The sequence below is a fragment of the Pseudomonas sp. SWRI50 genome (genome assembly GCF_014269095.1).
GTDB classification, from domain to species: domain Bacteria; phylum Pseudomonadota; class Gammaproteobacteria; order Pseudomonadales; family Pseudomonadaceae; genus Aquipseudomonas; species Aquipseudomonas kermanshahensis.
In genome coordinates this window covers 414,690-432,534 of sequence record NZ_JABWRW010000001.1, presented here as the reverse complement: position 1 = coordinate 432,534, position 17,845 = coordinate 414,690, and the positions used below count along the sequence as shown (strand labels likewise).

The window sequence follows — 17,845 nt, the reverse complement described above, 5'->3', positions numbered from 1 at the left end:
TGCACCTGCATGACCCACACCAGGCAGGGCAACGCACCTGCCACCAAGCCCAGCAGAATGCTGGCCAGATCCACTGTCATGGTTACCCCGATCGAACATGATGAATGCTGCGCAGCTTATCAGCCTGGGAACTGGCCTTGCGCCTTTTCACGCGTCACCATCAACCGGAAAACCACTGCCCCAGCAGCCGCCGCGCTTCCTGCGAGCCCTGCGCAGCGGCCAGCTCCAGCCAGTAGCGGGCTTGGTCCGGCTCGTTGGCCTGGCACAACCGGGCATATTCCAGCTGTGCGCGGCGATCACCGGCGCGGGCAGCCTGGCGCAGCAACGCGTGGCCGATACGCCGGTCGCGGGCATTGCCGCAATCACGGCACAGCATCTGCCCCAGCCGGCTCTGGGCCACCACCACGCCTTGGCGCGCAGGCTGTTTCAGCAAGCGGCCTGCCAAATGCTTGACCTGAGGCTTGTCACCCAGGCGCGGGCTGTCGAGCAGCCACAGGGCCACTTTCAGGGAGAAGCGTTTGGGTGGATGCACTGAGGAGGCGTCAGCAGGGTTGGCGAGGTGTTTACCGCGAAACTTCATGAGCAACAGGCAAGGTGACTCGAAAGGCGCGCCACTCTACTCCATTTTTTCTGGCATAGCCTGTCGATTTCTGGAGGATTGAAAAAAAATTTCGATGATCTTTTCTTGACGTTTTCGAGTGGATGACCAACCGGTCTAGCGGCGCCCGAAGATTGTCCGACAGTTCCCTGGGTTGCTGGCACACCCGTCCTAGAGCAAGCGCTTGGGACAATCCACAGTTCCTGTGGATAACTCGGTGGACAACCCCCTCCAGCAGCCCTTAAACCCCCGTAAAATGGGGCCTCCAGTCAAACTGACGATTTTTTCACCAGCTAAAATTAGTGTTTTTTTTCATTGACTTAACTCACCAGTCAAGGCATTGGCGACGCTGTAGAGGGCTGTTGCGGGTGTGTTACAGCGTGCGCGCCAAATGTGAACAACTGCCCCTCACGCCTTCATATGGGTGCACAAAAACAGCACATCCTCGGTAATGACAGCCCTTTGCCCCCCTTCCCAGCCCGCGAAAGAAGCGCCATACTGCTCGGCTAGCCTGGGCAGGTGCACAAACACTTGCCAAAGCACTATATCTGCGGTAAGGTGCGCCTCGTTAGTACCAAGCTGAAAGTCAATTCTGGCCAGAAGCGTCCTTGCAACGCTGCTCTCCCAAAAGCACGCATTGCTGAAACCAGGACCGGCCACACTCGATGATTCCCTCGCCAGCCATACGCTGCCCAAGCACGAATCACCTTGCAGATTGATCAGGATTCCACCCCGACGGCCTAGAACCTTGGCCCCGGCGTGCTGCCTGCCCTCTTAAGTACCTACCAGTCAGCCCAAGCGCCCACATTTGATTGCGCTCTCTCTGGCTGCTTTGTTCCAGTCAGGTTCGTTTCGTCCCTTAATAAAGGCGTCACTGGAACGTTTCTATCATGCACGGATCATACCCTCCGTGTTTAAAGCAGGAACCTCCAATAATATGCAAACTCATCCACACATTCAGGCTGCCATTGGCACCCTTTCCCAGGCCTTCTCGCCGTTGAAGTGCCTTATCGTTGCCCCTCGCAAGGGCAGCTTCAGCTTTACCCTGGTGGACGAACACGGCGTCGCCTGCCACACCGAACGCCTGTACCCTGAACAGTACAGCCGCAAGGAACCCCTGCAGGCAGTGATCGCCCGGACCCGTCAGTCGCTCACCGCGTGAGCGGCGAATACGGCGGCATTCAGGCGCTGAATCTTTGCCCAGGTAGCCTGCCTGATCGTTCTTGGCGTAATTGCCCCATGGCATATAGCCTTGAACGTCAGGCAGCAATCGATTTAAAAACAGCTCTTTACACCACGATTATCACACTACACTTCAACTCGAGCGGTGCTAACCGCTTCCGGCGGGCCTGATCATTCACCAGCTGCCAAGCTCCAGCGCCCGTCCGGCCCTTACTTGCTCGAGGGCATCATGGGTATCGCGGCGAATGAATTGTGTCTGTATGTGATCCGACCCACCCTGGTCTACCTGGACCGCCACTGCCCTAGCGCTGAAGCCTTGCTACTGGGCATCGCCGCCAGCCAGTCGGCCCTCGGCTCAGCCTTGCACGACCGGCGTGGCCATGGCCTCTACCGCATCGGCGAAACCCGTCACCAGGCGCTCTGGGACGAGTATCTCGCCCGCGACCCTGACCTCGCCAGCCTGGTCCGCGGCCTGGCCAGCCAACACGCCTTTCTTGGCGGTCCGCACCTGGAACTCACAGTAAACCTTCGCTATTCCACCGCCATCGCCTGGATGCTGGTCGAGGCGCAAGCCACGCCCCTGCCTGCCGCTGACGACTTGCTGGGCCTGGCACGCATCTGGCGCCAGGTTTTCCACCCTCAGGGTCGCCTGCGCGACTTCACCCACGCCTGGCATACCTGCATAGATCAGAGATTGCCTCAGGCATCTTAAGAAACGCCCTACAGCTTTACCGGAAAAAATGGAATTTTGGTCGGATTGTCCTACAAAACCGCTCTATCTCCTGTGATTGAGGCTATAGCGCGGCAGGCAATTTGTTGGTAGCTTTTCGCCCCGGAGATCCCAAGGAGTTTCTAATAATGAAAAAAGTAATGCTCAAAACCTCCCTCGGTGTAGCCGTTGCGCTTGCTTCCAGCCAACTGCTCGCCAGCGGCTTTGCCCTGAACGAACAGAGCATCAGCAGCATGGGGACAGGTTTCGCGGGACGTTCTTCTTCTGCCGAAGATGCCAGCACCGTGTTTGGCAACCCAGCCGGCATGTCCCGCCTCAAGCGCGAACAGATCACCGTGGGCGGCGCCGCCGTCATCGCCAAGTCCGATATCTCGGGCCGTGGCAGCAACCTCGGGGGGGAAACCGATGGTGACATGGTGCCTGTCGTTGGCGTACCCATGGGCTACTACGTCAAGCCGATCGATGATCACTGGAGCGTCGGTTTCGGCGTCTACGTGCCCTTCGGCCTGGTGACCGACTACGGCAGCGACGATGCTGCTCGCTACTGGGGCAAAAAGAGCCACGTCGAGGTGGTGACCTTCCAGCCAACCGTCAGCTACGCCTTCAACGACAAGGTTTCGATCGGTTTCGGTCCAACCATCAACCGCATCAAGGGTGAACTGGGCTCGAGCCTGATCAACCCGTTCAGCCCTGGCCGCAACGACGGCGAAGTGAAGATCAAGGGCGATGACACCGCCGTGGGCTACAACATCGGTATCCTGGTCCAGGCCACCGACAGCACCCGCGTCGGCCTGACCTACCACTCGATGGTCGACTACAAGCTCGAAGGCAAGACCCGCGTCAGCACCCCGCTGATCGGGCCGTTCAACGGCAACAAGTTCGATGCCACCCTGAAGATCAAGACGCCTGAGTCTGTCGATCTTTCGGTCACCCACGAACTCGACGACCAGTGGACCCTGTACGCAGGCAGCACCTGGACCCGTTGGAGCCGCCTGGAAGACATCACCGTGCAGAACGATGTGCCGGCACCGCTGGCAGGTTCGGCATTCCAGACCATCACCGAAGAGCAGAACTGGCACGACACTTGGGCACACGCCATCGGCGCGTCGTACAAGGTCAACAAGGAGTGGGTACTGCGTACCGGCTTCACCGTCGACCAGTCGCCAACCAACAACCACGACCGTTCACCGCGCATCCCGACTGGCGATCGCAAGGTGTTCAGCCTGGGTGCCGGTTGGAGCCCAAGCGAAGACATGACCATCGACGTGGCGTATTCCTACCTGTGGGAAGAGGACACCAAAGTCAACCAGGTCAGCGCGACCAAAGGCAGCTACCAGGCCAAGTACGAAAACAGCGCTCACGGCGTCGGTGCATCCCTCACCTACCGCTTCTGAGTCGCACCCGCAGTATGGAAAACCGCCCTCGTGGCGGTTTTTTCATGCCTGGATCTTCCAGCTGTCACCCAGGCATTCATGGAGGTAGTCCATGAATGCACGCACCTTCACGGTCATGGCAAAACGATCTGCCAGGCACAGGTAGATATCCATGGGCTCGGTTTGGGCATAGGCCTGGCCGTTGTCGCTGTATTCGAACACAGGCACCAGCGCGCCGGACGCCAGGTACGGTCGCACGATGAACTCAGCCAGCCGCGTGATGCCGCCATCGTGCAGGGCCATCTGCGTCAAGGCGTCGATATCGTCACTGATCAGCACGGTGCCGAAATCCGCGTCAAAACGCAGCCCGTCGCGCATGAAGCCCCACCGCAGGAAGCGGCCGTCGACCGGGTAGCGGAACACCAGGCAGCGGTGATCGCGCAACGCCTCGGGCGTGGCAGGCACTCCGGCGCTTGCCAGGTAACCGGGAGAGGCGCAGCAGATGAACGGAATACGGGCAATGTGCCTCGCCAGCAGGTGGTCCTCCAGCTGCGGGGCGATGCGCAGGCTGACATCGACGTCCTCATGTGCATGATTGACTCGTCGATCAGTCGTTACCAACTCTATCGAAAGCTGGGGGTATCGGGCACTGAATGCCGGAATCAAGGGCGCCAGCACATGGCGACCGAAAGCCGAGGTGGAGGCGATGCAGAGGCGGCCCTGAGGCTCGCTGTCGGGGGTGGTGACGGCCAGTTCGGCCTGGGCAAGGTCTCGGTCCACCTGCCTGACCCGCTCGTAGTAGAGCGTGCCGGCGGGGGTCAAAGCCATGCTGCGCGTGGTGCGGGTGAGCAAGCGCACCTGCAGATGCGCTTCGAGGCGTGCGAGGTTCTGGCTCACCGCCGCCGGGCTGAGCCCCAGGCTGCGCGCACCGGCAGCGATGCTGCCGGCCTCGACCACCTTGATGAAGCTGCGGATGGCATTGAGCAGGTCCATGTCGAGCCCTTGGGATTCGTAAGAATCTCTTTATAAAGAACTCAATGACGATGGTCTACAGCCCTGCCACCGACGATTGCTAACCTGCGCCTCCACTCAACTTTCTGGAGTTCGCATGAGCAACCTGTCCCCTACGCGCAGCCGGCGCAAACTGCGCCCCAGTGCCACACCGTACGTGTTCGCCTTCTACATGTCGTCGATCATGGCGTTATTGATGTGCTTCGTGATCACTGCGGCCAACGCCGGGGTGAACCCGCAGTATGTGAGCAACGTATTGAAGGCCTACCAACTGGCCATGCCGGTAGCGTTTCTCTGCGTGCTGATAGTCAGGCCGGTGGTGCTACGGCTGGTGGCGATTACCGTTCACCCCCATTAAAAGCCCCCCGTTGTAGGAGCAGCCTTGTGCTGCTCCTACAAAAAAGCGGCACTACGGCTGCGATGCGATGGCCTTCTCGATCGATGCTCTGAATGCCGGGTCGTCCGGCTTAGTCAGGCTAGAGAAGCTGCCAATCACCTTGCCCTTGCGGTCCACCACGTATTTGTAGAAATTCCACTTCGGCGCATTGCTCTGGCTCGCCAGCTCGCTGAACAGCGGGATCGCATCCTTGCCACGCACCGGCTGGGCCTTGGTCATGGTGAAGGTCACCCCGTAATTGGCGTAGCAGACCTTGGCAATCTTCTCGCTGTCGGCATCTTCCTGCTTGAAATCATTAGAGGGCACACCGAGCATCTCCAAACCCTGCTCGTGGTACTCCTTATACGTCGCCTCAAGCCCCTCGAACTGCGGCGCAAACCCGCAATAGCTGGCGGTGTTGACCACCACCAGCGGCTTGCCGGCAAAGCGCTGGCACAGATCAACCTGCCCTTTGCCACGCAGTTCGGGCAAGCTGCCCTGCAACAAGGCCGGGCAATCCGCAGCCCAGCTCGACGTGGCGGCAAGCAGGGCCAGCACAGGCACCGTCAACCAATGTGCACGCATCGTTCGTTTCTCCCGCAAGACAATCCTTGAACTTGCAGGGTAGCGCTTAACAAACCCCCATGCCCAGTTGCATCAACGCCAACCCACCCTGGTGCCACCCCCACCACACCAGCGCCAGCAGCACGATCGCGGCAACGGCGAGCAAGCCTTGGGCCAGGTAGCGCTTCATGCGGTCTGGGCCTGCAGGCGAGCGACCGGGCGTTCACGCACCGGCCAGTTGAGGGCGGCGGCCAGCAGGCTGAGCAGGATCGAAATCTGCCAGACCAAGTCGTAGTTGCCCGTGCGGTCGTAGACCACCCCGCCCAACCAGCCGCCCAGGAAGGCGCCCAACTGGTGGAAGAGGAACACGATGCCGCCCAGCATCGACAGGTTGCGCACACCAAACAGTGTCGCCACTGTGCCGTTGGTCAACGGGACGGTAGAGAGCCACAGCAGGCCCATGGCGATGCCGAACAGGTAGGCGCTGAATTGGGTCACAGGCGCCCAGAGGAACAACACGATCACGACTGCGCGGAGCAGATAAAGCCCTGTAAGCAGGCGCGGCTTGGACATGCGCCCGCCCAGCCAGCCGGCGGTGAAGGTGCCGACGATGTTGAACAGGCCCACCAGTGCCAACACCGTGGTGCCCGTGGTCGCAGCCAGGTGTTGGTCGACCAGGTAGGCCGGCAGGTGCACGCCGATGAACACCACCTGGAACCCGCAGACGAAAAAGCCCAGCGCCAGCAGCCAGAACCCGGTATGCGAGCAGGCTTCACGCAGGGCCTGGCCCAAGGTCTGTTCGGCGCCATGGCTGGGCAGCGGGCGGTCACGCAACAGGCCGACGAGGGGCACGATCAATGCCACCATCAGGCCCAGGACCAGCAACGCGGCGGACCAGCCCAGCCATTCGATCAAGCCAAGGGTGCCGGGCAGCATGGCGAACTGGCCGAATGAACCGGCCGCACTCGCAATCCCCATCGCCATGCTGCGTTTGTCGGCCGGCACTGCGCGCCCAACCACACCCAGGATGACCGAGAACGAGGTGCCGGAAAGGCCGATGCCAATCAGCAGGCCGGCGCTCAACGACAGCGACCAGGCGGAGTCGGCCATCCCCATGAACATCAACCCGGCGGCGTAGAGAATGCCACCGATGATCACTACCCGCGCCGCGCCCACACGGTCAGCCAAGGCACCGGCGAACGGTTGTGCCAGCCCCCAGATGAGGTTCTGCAACGCGATGGCGAAGGCAAACACACCACGCCCCCAGCCAAAGTCGGCGCTCATCGGCGCCAGGAACAGGCCAAAGCCGTGTCGCACACCCAAGGACAGCGCCAGTATCAACGCTGCGCCCACAAGCACCCACCCGCTGGTTCGCCACACCGAAGTCATTGTCGTTATCTCCAGCACATCGCAAGGTTTGCGGGTATATACCCGCTTATAGTCGCACCAGCTCAAGCCAGTTGTTCCAGCAAGCGCACCAATTCGTCACGCTGCCCAACGCCCAGGCGCTCGACCAGCAACCCTTGGGCCTGCTCCCAGGCCGGGTAAGCCGCTTGCAACAGCGTTTTGCCGGCTTCGGTCAGCAGCACCACGCGGTTGCGCTGGTCGTCGCCGTCAGCCAAGGCCACCAGGCCATCGGCTTCGAGCACCCGCAGGTTGCGCCCCAAGGTGCTGCGTTCGAGGCCCATGGCCTCGGCCAAGGTGGTGATGCTTGGGCGGTCAAGCCGCTGCAAGTGCCGCAATAGGGAAAACTGGGCGACATTGATGCCGAAGCCGGCAAGGGCCTCGTCATAATGCCGGCTCACCCCGCGGGCGGCACGACGCAGATGGGTACAGATGCATTCACTGGTCAGCATGGATACGTGTATATACCCGCATCATGAGTGTTGCAAGAGTTTTCAGCCAATGCGCACGTTACTCGAGACTCAGACGCTTGCGGATAGGCTCGAATTCCGCAGTGGGTCTACGTACCAAAGGGTCAGGCGCGCCCTGCTCGATGGCTTGCCAGTAACGCCATGGCACCTTGGCAGCCCCGAGCTCGTAGTCCATGCCATCCCAACTATCCTCACGAAAGCTGTAAAACGCCCAATGCAACTGGTTGCTGTCCAGCACAGTGAGCACATCCTCCAGATAGCGCCGACAGCCAGGTAACCGACGCATGCAACCAAACTCCCCCACAACCAGACGAGAACGCGGCACCTTCATCGCGTCGCTCCAGGCCAGCGGTTGCTGCAAGTACTGCTGCACACGCTGGCTATCCCACTGCTGCGTCTGCCCAGCGTATGGCGCAGGGCCTGGATAGCTGATGGGCTGCTTGCGCGACATGTTCGGCGCACTGGTAGCGGAATAGGGTTCATACATGTGCACGCTGTACAGCACCCGCTTATCGGCCAACGGCGCAGGCCAGTAAACAAAGGCATCTGCGGCAGCATACCAGCCCGCATCGACCATGATCGGTGTCCGCGGGTCCTGCTCACGGATTGCTGCTACTAATTGCCCATACAGCGCAGGCAGGTCCCTCGGGCCACCCTGCGCTTGCACATACCACTGCTTCATGCGCCCAGGCGCGGCATGTTCGGCCAAGCCACCCTGTTTTTCGGGAGCGGGCTCATTGATAAGGTTGTAGGCCGCGATGGCGGGATGGTCCTTCAACTCACGCGCCAGGTCCCGCCAGAATAGGGCTGCCTGTGACCAGTAGCGTTTGTCTTGCCAGAGGCGATCGTCGAACCGGCCTTGATTATTCTGCGACCAGCGCATGCCTGGTAGAGAGAGTGGGGCGATGACTACCTTGAGACCAGCGCGGTGAGCACGGTCCAGGGCTGCACGCAACTGCGCCAGATCGGCCGCAGGCAGACCTTGATAGTCATCCGCGTCACCTAACAGGAAGTCACGCTGCTCCGGTTGCCATTTGTCATAGGACAGCCGCACCCAGGTAGCACCATAGGCACGCAAGGCATCAAAGTAGGCTTGGTCCGGGGGCAGCCGGTTGAAACTGTTGCCGCCATGGCGGGGCGTATCCCAAAAGCTGATCAGATCCGCGGCGGTAACTGGCAAGGTGAGACAAATGATCAGGCTGGCAAACATCCAATGGCGCATGCGGAGCCTCCTCGGCCGTGTGGAAGGGAGGCCGAGGATAAACCCGAGTCGTTGATGTTCGTAGGTGCGGTAACGTTGCTGGACGTGCCTTGACCCTGCGAAGGCCATTCAGAAACCCAAGGCCAACCCCAGCACCACAGTCAGTTCCAGCAATTCGAGCATCGCCCCGGCGGTGTCACCGGTCGTACCGCCCAGGCGCCGACACATGAGGCGCCGCAACCAGGCGAACACTGCCACGGCTGCAACCAGCCCCCAGACCGCGCCCCAACCGCTCACGGCAAGGCACAGGGCTGCACTGGCGAGCAATACCCACCCGGCAGCAGCACGCGGCAGATGTTCGGCCAGCGCTTGCCCCAGGCCCCCGGGGCGTACGTATGGCGTACAGAGGAACAGGCCCAGCATCGCCGCGCGCCCCACCACCGGCGCCAGCAGCAGCTCAAGCCCTACCCCACGCTCGACCAGTACCCACAACGCACAGAACTTCAGCAACAGCACCAGCATCAGGGTGACCACGGCAATCGGCCCGCTACGCGGGTCTTTCATGATCTGCAGGGTGCGCTCACGATCTCCGAAACCGCCCAGCCAGGCGTCGGCGCTGTCAGCCAGACCATCCAGATGCAAGGCGCCACTGAGCAGCACCCACACCGTCAGCAGCAAAGCAGCATGAAGCGGCGCTGGCGTGCCCTGCAGCAGAATGCTGGCCAGCCACAGCAGCAGGCCGAACAGTAGCCCGACCAGTGGGTAGCACAACAGCGAGCGGCCTACTTGCTGCGGCGCCGGCATGCCCGGCAAACGCACCGGCAGGCTGCTGAGAAACTGCAGGGCAATCCAGAACGGCAGCATGTCAGTGAGCCTCGCCCAATTGACCGTCGTCACGCAGCACCAGGCGCACCAATGCGCCGTGGGCAACTTCCACCTGCAGCAACTGCTCCCGGGGCAGGCCACGTGCACGGGCCAGCAACAGGCGCATCACCCCGCCGTGGGTGACCAGCAGCACGCGCTTGCCGGCATGCTGCTGGCTCAAGCGCTCGACGCCCGCCAGTACACGCTCGGCAAACGCACTGACCGGTTCGCCATTGGGCGGGGTATAGCCATAAGGGTCGGCCCAGAAGCGCCCCAGCGCATCGGCCTGATCTTCCATGATCTGCGCCGCGCTGCGGCCTTCCCAGTCACCGAAATGCAGCTCCTGCAAGGCAGCCTCACGCTGTACCGGCAGGTGCAGGCGTGCACCGAGCTCATCGGCAAAACGCGCACAGCGCTGCAGCGGCGAACTGACCAGCACCTGCCACGGGCCCGCTTCGGCGACCGCGCTGCGCATCTGCGCCCAGCCCTTTTCAGTCAGGGCATCATCAAGACTGCCACGCAGGCCGCCCTGCTCCGTTTCGCCGTGGCGCAACAGGTCGAGGATCATGCCGGGCGGTCCGCCACGGCCGCTTCGGCAAACGTCGCCATCTGGCCGTGCAGCGCGCAGGCCAGGCGCAACAAGGGGACCGCAAGGGCGGCACCGCTGCCCTCGCCCAGGCGCAGGCCCAGCGCCAGCAACGGCTCGGCCTGCAACGCTTCGAGCAAGGCCTTGTGCCCTGGCTCCGCGCCCTGGTGGGCAAACAGCAGCCATGCCCGGCATTGCGGGTTGAGGCGTACCGCCACCAGCGCAGCAACGCTGCAGATAAAACCGTCCACCAGCACCGCGACGCCCGCTTGCGCGCAGGCGATGTAAGCGCCCGCCAAGGCGGCGATCTCGAAACCGCCGACACAGGCCAGCGCCTGCAGCGGGTCGTCAGCACGCAGGCCATGCAGGATCAGCGCACGCTCGATGACTTCGGCTTTGTGCCGCACACCGGCGTTGTCCAGGCCAGTGCCTGGGCCGCTCAACTCACGCGCTGGGCAGCCCAGCAAGTTACTGGCCAGGGCGGCGGCAGCGGTCGTGTTGCCGATGCCCATTTCGCCACCGATGAACAACTGCGCGCCCTGTTCGGCGGCCCGCAACGCGCTGTCGCGGCCGGCCTGCAAGGCGGACTGCAACTGGGCCTCGGTCATCGCTGGCTGGCGGGCGAAGTTGGCGGTGCCGGCGCCCAGGCGCAGATGCCGAACACCGGGCAGCGCCAGGCTGGGGTCGATGGTGCCGAGGTCGACCACTTCCAGGCTGGCTTGCAGCTGGCGCGCCAACACGCTGATCGCCGCGCCGCCGCCAACGAAGTTGCGCAGCATTTGCCCGGTCACGGCTTGCGGGTAGGCCGAAATGCCCTCCTCTACCACACCGTGGTCACCGGCGAAGATCGTGATCGCCAGTTGGTCCACCGTTGGCCGCTCACGGCCTTGCAGGGCCGCCAGGTGCACGGCCAGGCCTTCCAGTTGGCCGAGCGAACCGGCAGGTTTGGTCAGCTGTTGCTGACGGGCGCGGGCCTGGTCCATGGCGGCGTTGTCGAGGGGTTGGCAGGCATCACGCCACCAGGCTTGAGTCATAGTGCAGGTCCTTTGAGCATAAGGGGCAGGCCAGCCACGGTCAGCACCACGCGCTGACAGCGTTCAGCGACGGCCTGGTGTAGCCAGCCGGCCTGGTCGACATAACGCCGGGTCAGTTCACCCATGGGCACCACGCCCAGGCCGGTTTCGTTGCTGACCAAGACGACCGTGCCGGGCAACTGCGCCAGGCAGTCGAGCAGCGCATCGCGCTCCTCGGCCAGGCGCTGGTCGTTGTCGAGCATCAGCAGGTTGGTCAGCCACAGGGTCAGGCAATCCACCAACAGGCAGCGTCCTTCGGCCGCTTCGCGGCGCAGCACTGCCGCCAGTGCCAGGGGTTCTTCGATCAACCCCCAGTCAGCGGGCCGGCGTTGGCGATGCAAGCGCACGCGTTCGTTCATTTCGCCGTCCAGCGGCTCGCTGGTGGCGATGTAGGTGACCGGCAGACCGCTGTCGCTGGCCAGCTGTTCGGCCAGGCGGCTCTTGCCGGAACGGGCGCCGCCGAGGATCAGGTTGAGCATTTCAGGCGACTCCACACAGCGTGCGCAGGTGCGCGGTGTCCAGGTGTTTTTCCACCAGGTCCGCCAGGCGTTCGATATCACGCTCGCGCAGGGCCTGGTAGTCAATAGTCTCTGCATCGGCCAGCCCCGCCCAGCGCAGCAACGCGGCGCACGACTGGCTGCCTTCGAACAGGCCATGCAGGTAGGTGGCGAGGATCTGCCCATCGGCGCTGATGGCGCCGTCACAGCGGCCATCGTCCAGCTGCACGGCGGGGCGTTCCAGGGCCGGGCCCTGGGTGACGCCGGCATGGATCTCGTAGCCAGAAACCGGCGCGTTTTCCAGGGTCACGGTACCGGCAACGTTGCGCAGTTGCTTGTCGGCCTCCAGTACCGTGGCGTAGTCCAGCAGGCCCAGCCCAGGGCTGGAGCCCGCCGGCCCTTCCAGGCCCAGCGGGTCGTGCACCTGAGCCCCGAGCATCTGCAGGCCGCCGCAGATGCCGATGAGCTTGCCGCCATAGCGCAAGTGGCGGGCAATGGCGGTATCCCAGCCCCGCTCGCGCAGTTGCGCCAGGTCGCCCCGCACGCTTTTCGAGCCAGGCAGGATGATCAGGTCGGCAGGCGGTATCGGCTGGCCGGGCCCGATGAACTGCAAATCCACTTGCGGGTGCAGGCGCAGCGGGTCGAAGTCGGTGTGGTTGCTGATGCGCGGCAGCACCGGCACGATCACCTTCAGCACGCGCTCCCCTTTGGCCACCTGGCGTACATCGATGCCGTCCTCGGCCTCCAGGTGCAGGTCAGTGACATACGGCAACACGCCCAGCACCGGCTTGCCAGTACGCGCTTCGAGCCAGTCCAGCCCAGGCTGCAGCAAGGCTATGTCACCGCGGAAGCGGTTGATGACGAAGCCTTTGACCCGCGCCTGTTCACTCGGCGACAGCAGCTCCAGCGTGCCCACCAGGTGAGCGAACACCCCACCGCGGTTGATGTCGGCCACCAGGATCACCGGGCAGTCGACCGCTTCGGCAAAGCCCATGTTGGCGATGTCGCCGGCACGCAGGTTGATCTCTGCCGGCGAGCCCGCACCTTCGACCATCACCACCGGGTACGCGGCGCTCAGGCGCTGGTGCGACGCCAGCACCGCTTGCATGGCGATGGCCTTGTAGTCGTGATAAGCCACTGCATTCATGCTGGTGACCGCGCGACCGTGGATGATCACCTGGGCGCCAGTGTCGCTGTTGGGCTTGAGCAGCACCGGGTTCATGTCGGTGTGCGGCGCCAGCCGGCAAGCCTGGGCCTGCACAGCCTGGGCCCGGCCGATTTCGCCACCGTCGGCGGTCACTGCGCTGTTCAGCGCCATGTTCTGCGGCTTGAACGGCACCACGCCGACACCCTGGCGCAACAGCCACCGGCACAGCGCGGTCACCAGCGTGCTTTTGCCGGCATCGGAGGTGGTGCCTTGCACCATGAGCGTGGTCATGCCGTTTCCTTTTGATAGTCGGTCAGGGCCTGGGCCAGGCGCTGCTCGTCCGCCGCACTGGCAGGCAAGCCCAGGCGCACGGCGGCGGGCTGCTCGAACAGGCGCACCAGGATGCCGCGCCGGGCAAGAAAGTCATGCAAGTGCGCGGCACGCTCGCTGCGCACGTACTGGAACAGGTCGCAGCCGCCGCTCGGCGCCAGCCCGGTGCTGTGCAACAACGCAACGAGGCGCTGGCTGCTGGCGGCGCAGCGCTCGATCTGCACCTGGTGGGCAACGTGGTCGGCAAAGCAGGCTTGGGCCAGCACCCGCGTGGGGCCGCTGACAGTCCAAGGGCCGAGCAACTCAGCCAGCCGCTGCAGTACGCTGGGCTCAGCCGCAACAACCCCCAAACGCACACCGGCCAGGCCAAAAAACTTGCCGAACGAGCGCAGCACGATCAGGCCAGGCCGTTCGGCGCAGTCGACCACGCTATGGGCGGGGGTGTTGTCCATGAACGCCTCGTCGACCACCAGCCAGCCCCCATGCGCCGCCAGTCGCCCATGCCAGTCGAGCAGGCGCTCCCGGCTGACCTGGCGGCCGGTCGGGTTGTTGGGGTTGACCAGCACCAGCACATCGAGGCTGTCGAGCGCGCCTTCCACCTGGGCTTCATCCAGTTCGACCAATGTGTGCCCTGCCCGTTGCCAGGCATACGGGTGCTCGGCATAGCATGGGGTCAACACACCGACCCGGCCCGCCGGGCGCAGCAATGGCAAGGCCTGGATCGCGGCCTGCGAGCCAGCCACCGCCAACAGCTGGCGGGTGCCGTAATACTGCCGAGCGGCTTCTTCCAGGCCGTCTTCGGTCTCTGGCAGGCGCGCCCAGGCGTCGAGTGGAATCGGCGGGATCGGGTAAGGCCAAGGGGCAATGCCGCTGGACAGGTCGAGCCAATGTTCACGCGCGATCCCGTAGTGACGCACCGCACGCAGCAGACGACCACCGTGTTCAAGCATTCCAGTAAGCTCCCAGGCAGATCAGCAGTACCCACAGCCACACGCCCCGCTGCACCAGGCTCCAGCCGCGCTCAATGGCGTCGGCATCGGCCATTGGCCCTTCGCCCAGGCGCGGCCGCTCGTGCAGTTCACCGTGATACACCGCTGGGCCGCCCAGCTCGACCCCCAGCGCGCCAGCACCTGCCGCCATCACGGGGCCGGCGTTGGGGCTGTCCCACAGGGGCCCCTGGTTGCGCCAGCAGGCCAGGGCCAGGCGGGTTTTGCCGAGCAGCGCGTAGGTCAGCGCCACCAGCCTTGCGGGAACATAGTTGAGCACATCGTCGATGCGTGCCGCGCACCAGCCAAACCGCTCGAAGCGTTCGTTGCGATAGCCCCACATGGCATCCAGGGTATTACTCAAGCGGTACAACACCACGCCAGGCGCGCCCGCCACCACGAACCAGAACAGCGCGGCGAACACCGCATCGCAGCCGTTTTCCAGCACTGACTCGGTGGCCGCCCTGGCCACGGCGGGCTCGTCCAGCTCGCGGGTTTCGCGGCTGACCAAGTAGCCGACGCGCCGCCGCGCCTCTTCCAGGTTACCCTGGCGCAATGCGTTCGCCACCGGCAGCACGTGCTCGCCGAGGCTACGCAGACCCAACGCGCAGTACAGCGCCAGCACGTCGACCAGCCAGCCGATGTACGGCAGCCAGGACAGGATCAGTGCAACCAGGGTCAGCGGCACCACCGCGAGGAACCAGGCGCTTACGCCGTGGCTGCGCCAACCGCGCCCTCCAGCATTCAGGCGACGCTCCAGGTTGGCGGCCATGTTGCCGAACGCCACCAGTGGATGACGCCGCTGCGGCTCGCCCAGCAAGGCATCCAGGGCCACCCCGGCCACGGTCAGCAAGGCAACGCTCATGGCTGCTCCCCCCATTGGTTGTGATACAGCAGGTCACTCAAGGGGCGTTCTTCTGCCCAGTTTTCCAGCACCAGCATCGGTGCCGGGTAAAATTCGGCCACAGGCCCCAGGCACAGCACCGCCACCGGCTTGGCCCCCGCCGGCATGCCCAGCAGTTCGGCCAATGCCACGGGGTCGAACAGCGATACCCAGCCCATCCCCAGGCCCTCGGCACGCGCCGCCAGCCACAGGTTCTGGATAGCGCAGGCCAGCGAGGCGAGGTCCATTTCCGGCAAGGTACGGCGGCCAAAGATGTGCGGCTCGCGCTGGTCCATCAACGCGGCCACCAGCAGTTCAGCGCAGTCGTTGATGCCTTCGACCTTGAGCGTCATGAACGCATCGGCGCGTTCGCCCAGTGCATCGGCCGTGCGCAGCCGCTCTTCTTCGACCAACGCCTGGATGCGCGCACGCAGGTCGCGCTGGGTGATGCGGATGAACCGCCAGGGCTGCATCAGCCCGACGCTCGGTGCCTGATGCGCCGCAGCCAACAGGCGGGCGAGCAACGCCGGGGCCACCTCGCCACCGGCAAAATGGCGCATGTCGCGGCGTTCGCCGATGGCCCGGTACAGCGCGGCGCGTTCGGCGTCGCTGAAAGCGTGTTCGCTCATGGTCGCAACAGCGCCGCCGCCGCGTTCGGGTTGGAGGGGAAGTAGAAGTGCACGTAGGAAGCCGTCAGGCGGCCCAGGCGATACACCGCCTCGTTGCCACGCCCGCCATTAGGGCTCAGCCCCCGGGCGATCGGCGTCAGCTCGGTGTTGGTGAGCGAGTGATGGTAGGTGTGGCCACGCAGGGTGCCTTCGGGCAGTTCCACTGCCTGCAGGGCCAGTGCGGCCAGGCGCTTCTGCATGGTCGCCTCGCCCGTCAGCAAGCCGAGCAGTTCGGCACGCTCGCCCGCTACGTCGGTCAGTGCGTCGAGCAGGTAGAGCATGCCGCCACACTCGGCCAGCAACGGCTTGCCCTGGGCATGATGATCACGGATCGCCGCGCACATCGGCGTGTTGGCCGCCAGTGCGTGGTGGTGCAGTTCCGGGTAGCCGCCCGGCAAGTACAGGCTGTCCACATCGGGCAGTTCGCGGTCGTGCAGCGGCGAGAAGAACACCAGCTGCGCGCCGAGGTTGCGCAGCAGGTCGATATTGGCACCATAAAGGAAGGCGAACGCCTCGTCCCGCGCCACGCCAATGCGCACACCGGCCAATGAAGCGGCGGCCGGCTGCGGTTCCGGCTCGGCAAACGCCACGGGCGGTGGTAAAGCGGCATCGCAACTGGCACCCAGCGCTTCGGCCGCAGCATCCAGGCGGGCATCCAGGTCGTTCAGCTCGCTGGCCTGGACCAAGCCCAGGTGGCGGCTGGGCAGCTCGATACCGCGCTCACGTGACAGGCCGCCGTACCAGCGCAGCCCTTCGGTCAGGCTGCCTTCTAGCAGCTGCGCATGGCGCAAGCTGCCGACCCGGTTGGCCAGCACGCCGGCGAATGGCAGGTCGGCCTGGTAACGCGCCAGCCCCAGGGCCAGGGCGCCAAAGGTTTGGGCCATGGCCGTGCCGTCGATCACCGCCAGCACCGGCACGCCGAAATGGCGCGCCAGGTCGGCGCTCGACGGGGTGCCGTCGAACAGGCCCATGACCCCTTCGATCAAGATCAGGTCGGCCTCAGCGGCTGCTTCCCACAGCAGGCGACGGCTTTCCTGCGCGCCGATCATCCACAGGTCGAGCTGGTAGACCGGTGCGCCGCTGGCACGCTCCAGGATCATCGGGTCGAGAAAATCAGGCCCACACTTGAACACCCGGACCTTACGCCCAAGGTTACGGTGCAGCCGGGCCAAGGCTGCGGTCACAGTGGTCTTGCCCTGGCCGGAAGCCGGCGCCGCGATCAACACGGCCGGGCAATGTCGCAGTTCACTCACAGTTCAACGCCCTTCTGCGCACGGATACCCGCCTGGAAGGCGTGCTTGAGCATGCCCATTTCGGTGACGGTATCGGCCAGTTCGATCATTTCAGGCTTGGCCGCGCGGCCGGTAACGATCACGTGCTGCATCGGCGGGCGGGCTTGGATGTCGGACAGCACTTGATCGAGGTCGAGGTAGCCATGCTTGAGCGCGATGTTCAGTTCATCGAGCACCACGAACTGCACGGTCGGGTCTTGCAGCAGCTGGCGCGACACGGCCCAGGCGGCTTCGGCAGCGGCGATGTCGCGCTGGCGGTCCTGGGTCTCCCAGGTGAAGCCCTCGCCCATCACGTGGTAGCGCACCTGCTCCGGGAAGCGCCGGAAAAACAGCTCTTCGCCGGTGCTGTTGCGGCCTTTGATGAACTGCACCACGCCGCACTGCATGCCGTGGCCCAGGGCGCGGGCGAGCATGCCGAAGGCCGAGCTGCTCTTGCCCTTGCCGTTGCCGGTCAGCACCAGCAACAGGCCGCATTCATTGGGGGAATTGGCGATGCGCTCGTCGATGATCGCCTTTTTGCGCTGCATGCGCGCCAGGTGGCGTTCGTCGCGTTCGGTGGGTTCGCTCATCAGGGTTCTCCGCAGGCTGACGCCACGCGAGAAGCGGCGAC

Annotated in this window: 21 protein-coding genes; 4 read left to right on the top strand and 17 right to left on the bottom strand. The window is 64.1% G+C overall.

What is annotated here, in order from left to right:
* Positions 1-160: 160 nt before the first annotated feature.
* Positions 161-580, bottom strand: a complete 420-nt coding sequence (locus tag HU750_RS02055) for a tetratricopeptide repeat protein (protein WP_186676146.1) — start codon at positions 578-580, stop codon at positions 161-163.
* Between the two features lie 955 nt (positions 581-1,535).
* Between HU750_RS02055 and HU750_RS02050 the strand changes: the two genes are divergently transcribed.
* The 3 genes from HU750_RS02050 (at position 1,536) to HU750_RS02040 (ending at position 3,904) form a co-directional block, all read left to right on the top strand.
* The gene (locus HU750_RS02050; protein ID WP_027595881.1) at positions 1,536-1,760 is read left to right on the top strand and encodes a hypothetical protein; all 225 of its coding nucleotides are present in this window, start codon (positions 1,536-1,538) and stop codon (positions 1,758-1,760) included.
* Positions 1,761-2,009: 249 nt separating this feature from the next.
* Complete coding sequence (locus HU750_RS02045) at positions 2,010-2,492, top strand: hypothetical protein (protein ID WP_027595880.1); 483 nt, start codon at positions 2,010-2,012, stop codon at positions 2,490-2,492.
* Positions 2,493-2,638: 146 nt separating this feature from the next.
* The gene (locus HU750_RS02040; protein ID WP_027595879.1) at positions 2,639-3,904 is read left to right on the top strand and encodes an OmpP1/FadL family transporter; all 1,266 of its coding nucleotides are present in this window, start codon (positions 2,639-2,641) and stop codon (positions 3,902-3,904) included.
* Positions 3,905-3,946: 42 nt separating this feature from the next.
* Here the strand turns inward: HU750_RS02040 and HU750_RS02035 are convergent, their stop codons facing one another.
* Positions 3,947-4,876 carry a LysR family transcriptional regulator gene (locus HU750_RS02035; protein ID WP_186676142.1) on the bottom strand — a complete coding sequence of 310 codons (930 nt, stop codon included), beginning with the start codon at positions 4,874-4,876 and terminating at the stop codon, positions 3,947-3,949.
* Positions 4,877-4,991: 115 nt separating this feature from the next.
* Between HU750_RS02035 and HU750_RS02030 the strand changes: the two genes are divergently transcribed.
* Positions 4,992-5,252 (top strand): DUF2798 domain-containing protein, encoded by a 261-nt coding sequence (locus HU750_RS02030; RefSeq protein ID WP_186676140.1) that lies wholly within the window; start codon positions 4,992-4,994, stop codon positions 5,250-5,252.
* Positions 5,253-5,303: 51 nt separating this feature from the next.
* Here the strand turns inward: HU750_RS02030 and HU750_RS02025 are convergent, their stop codons facing one another.
* From HU750_RS02025 to cobO, 15 genes are all read right to left on the bottom strand, one after another.
* Complete coding sequence (locus tag HU750_RS02025) at positions 5,304-5,855, bottom strand: glutathione peroxidase (protein WP_186676137.1); 552 nt, start codon at positions 5,853-5,855, stop codon at positions 5,304-5,306.
* A 46-nt stretch (positions 5,856-5,901) separates the two neighbouring features.
* Positions 5,902-6,024, bottom strand: coding sequence for a hypothetical protein (locus HU750_RS27290; protein ID WP_258703717.1), 123 nt, complete (start codon positions 6,022-6,024; stop codon positions 5,902-5,904).
* Positions 6,021-7,223: an MFS transporter gene (locus HU750_RS02020; protein ID WP_189674418.1), complete on the bottom strand. Its 1,203-nt coding sequence runs from the start codon at positions 7,221-7,223 to the stop codon at positions 6,021-6,023. The genes HU750_RS27290 and HU750_RS02020 overlap by 4 nt, the downstream gene beginning before the upstream one ends.
* Before the next feature lie 62 nt (positions 7,224-7,285).
* Entirely contained in the window at positions 7,286-7,690 is a 405-nt protein-coding gene (locus HU750_RS02015; RefSeq protein ID WP_186676135.1) for a MarR family winged helix-turn-helix transcriptional regulator, read from the bottom strand.
* 58 nt (positions 7,691-7,748) lie between these two features.
* Complete coding sequence (locus tag HU750_RS02010; protein ID WP_514132415.1) at positions 7,749-8,864, bottom strand: glycoside hydrolase family 5 protein; 1,116 nt, start codon at positions 8,862-8,864, stop codon at positions 7,749-7,751.
* Positions 8,865-9,038: 174 nt separating this feature from the next.
* Entirely contained in the window at positions 9,039-9,773 is a 735-nt protein-coding gene (locus HU750_RS02005; RefSeq protein ID WP_186676122.1) for an adenosylcobinamide-GDP ribazoletransferase, read from the bottom strand.
* A 1-nt stretch (position 9,774) separates the two neighbouring features.
* Entirely contained in the window at positions 9,775-10,341 is a 567-nt protein-coding gene (gene cobC, locus HU750_RS02000; protein WP_027595872.1) for an alpha-ribazole phosphatase family protein, read from the bottom strand.
* On the bottom strand, positions 10,338-11,393 hold the full coding sequence (cobT, locus tag HU750_RS01995) for a nicotinate-nucleotide--dimethylbenzimidazole phosphoribosyltransferase (RefSeq protein WP_186676119.1): 1,056 nt from the start codon (positions 11,391-11,393) through the stop codon (positions 10,338-10,340). Before cobT ends, cobC begins: the two co-directional genes overlap by 4 nt.
* Positions 11,390-11,911: a bifunctional adenosylcobinamide kinase/adenosylcobinamide-phosphate guanylyltransferase gene (gene cobU / locus HU750_RS01990; protein WP_186676116.1), complete on the bottom strand. Its 522-nt coding sequence runs from the start codon at positions 11,909-11,911 to the stop codon at positions 11,390-11,392. Before cobU ends, cobT begins: the two co-directional genes overlap by 4 nt.
* A 1-nt stretch (position 11,912) precedes the next feature.
* Positions 11,913-13,367: a cobyric acid synthase gene (locus HU750_RS01985; protein ID WP_085272765.1), complete on the bottom strand. Its 1,455-nt coding sequence runs from the start codon at positions 13,365-13,367 to the stop codon at positions 11,913-11,915.
* Positions 13,364-14,356, bottom strand: coding sequence for a threonine-phosphate decarboxylase CobD (gene cobD / locus HU750_RS01980; RefSeq protein WP_186676114.1), 993 nt, complete (start codon positions 14,354-14,356; stop codon positions 13,364-13,366). The genes HU750_RS01985 and cobD overlap by 4 nt, the downstream gene beginning before the upstream one ends.
* Positions 14,349-15,257: an adenosylcobinamide-phosphate synthase CbiB gene (gene cbiB / locus HU750_RS01975; RefSeq protein WP_186676106.1), complete on the bottom strand. Its 909-nt coding sequence runs from the start codon at positions 15,255-15,257 to the stop codon at positions 14,349-14,351. The genes cobD and cbiB overlap by 8 nt, the downstream gene beginning before the upstream one ends.
* The gene (gene bluB, locus HU750_RS01970; RefSeq protein WP_085272762.1) at positions 15,254-15,904 is read right to left on the bottom strand and encodes a 5,6-dimethylbenzimidazole synthase; all 651 of its coding nucleotides are present in this window, start codon (positions 15,902-15,904) and stop codon (positions 15,254-15,256) included. Before bluB ends, cbiB begins: the two co-directional genes overlap by 4 nt.
* Positions 15,901-17,196 carry a cobyrinic acid a,c-diamide synthase CobB gene (locus HU750_RS01965; protein ID WP_186676105.1) on the bottom strand — a complete coding sequence of 432 codons (1,296 nt, stop codon included), beginning with the start codon at positions 17,194-17,196 and terminating at the stop codon, positions 15,901-15,903. Before HU750_RS01965 ends, bluB begins: the two co-directional genes overlap by 4 nt.
* A complete protein-coding gene (gene cobO, locus HU750_RS01960; RefSeq protein WP_095064096.1) occupies positions 17,193-17,804 on the bottom strand; it encodes a cob(I)yrinic acid a,c-diamide adenosyltransferase in 612 nt (203 codons plus the stop codon). The genes HU750_RS01965 and cobO overlap by 4 nt, the downstream gene beginning before the upstream one ends.
* Between the last annotated feature and the right edge of the window lie 41 nt (positions 17,805-17,845).

What these genes read in the sequence shown, in the direction of transcription:
- HU750_RS02050 (WP_027595881.1), top strand. Translation starts at nt 1,536, where the DNA reads ATGCAAACTCATCCACACATTCAGGCTGCCATTGGCACCCTTTCCCAG.
- HU750_RS01985 (WP_085272765.1), bottom strand. Translation starts at nt 13,367, where the DNA reads ATGACCACGCTCATGGTGCAAGGCACCACCTCCGATGCCGGCAAAAGC.
- cobO (WP_095064096.1), bottom strand. Translation starts at nt 17,804, where the DNA reads ATGAGCGAACCCACCGAACGCGACGAACGCCACCTGGCGCGCATGCAG.
- HU750_RS27290 (WP_258703717.1), bottom strand. Translation starts at nt 6,024, where the DNA reads ATGAAGCGCTACCTGGCCCAAGGCTTGCTCGCCGTTGCCGCGATCGTG.
- HU750_RS02015 (WP_186676135.1), bottom strand. Translation starts at nt 7,690, where the DNA reads ATGCTGACCAGTGAATGCATCTGTACCCATCTGCGTCGTGCCGCCCGC.
- HU750_RS02030 (WP_186676140.1), top strand. Translation starts at nt 4,992, where the DNA reads ATGAGCAACCTGTCCCCTACGCGCAGCCGGCGCAAACTGCGCCCCAGT.
- HU750_RS02045 (WP_027595880.1), top strand. Translation starts at nt 2,010, where the DNA reads ATGGGTATCGCGGCGAATGAATTGTGTCTGTATGTGATCCGACCCACC.
- HU750_RS02025 (WP_186676137.1), bottom strand. Translation starts at nt 5,855, where the DNA reads ATGCGTGCACATTGGTTGACGGTGCCTGTGCTGGCCCTGCTTGCCGCC.
- HU750_RS02035 (WP_186676142.1), bottom strand. Translation starts at nt 4,876, where the DNA reads ATGGACCTGCTCAATGCCATCCGCAGCTTCATCAAGGTGGTCGAGGCC.
- cobT (WP_186676119.1), bottom strand. Translation starts at nt 11,393, where the DNA reads ATGACTCAAGCCTGGTGGCGTGATGCCTGCCAACCCCTCGACAACGCC.
- HU750_RS02040 (WP_027595879.1), top strand. Translation starts at nt 2,639, where the DNA reads ATGAAAAAAGTAATGCTCAAAACCTCCCTCGGTGTAGCCGTTGCGCTT.
- bluB (WP_085272762.1), bottom strand. Translation starts at nt 15,904, where the DNA reads ATGAGCGAACACGCTTTCAGCGACGCCGAACGCGCCGCGCTGTACCGG.
- cobU (WP_186676116.1), bottom strand. Translation starts at nt 11,911, where the DNA reads ATGCTCAACCTGATCCTCGGCGGCGCCCGTTCCGGCAAGAGCCGCCTG.
- cobD (WP_186676114.1), bottom strand. Translation starts at nt 14,356, where the DNA reads ATGCTTGAACACGGTGGTCGTCTGCTGCGTGCGGTGCGTCACTACGGG.
- HU750_RS02020 (WP_189674418.1), bottom strand. Translation starts at nt 7,223, where the DNA reads ATGACTTCGGTGTGGCGAACCAGCGGGTGGGTGCTTGTGGGCGCAGCG.
- HU750_RS02055 (WP_186676146.1), bottom strand. Translation starts at nt 580, where the DNA reads ATGAAGTTTCGCGGTAAACACCTCGCCAACCCTGCTGACGCCTCCTCA.
- HU750_RS02005 (WP_186676122.1), bottom strand. Translation starts at nt 9,773, where the DNA reads ATGCTGCCGTTCTGGATTGCCCTGCAGTTTCTCAGCAGCCTGCCGGTG.
- cobC (WP_027595872.1), bottom strand. Translation starts at nt 10,341, where the DNA reads ATGATCCTCGACCTGTTGCGCCACGGCGAAACGGAGCAGGGCGGCCTG.
- cbiB (WP_186676106.1), bottom strand. Translation starts at nt 15,257, where the DNA reads ATGAGCGTTGCCTTGCTGACCGTGGCCGGGGTGGCCCTGGATGCCTTG.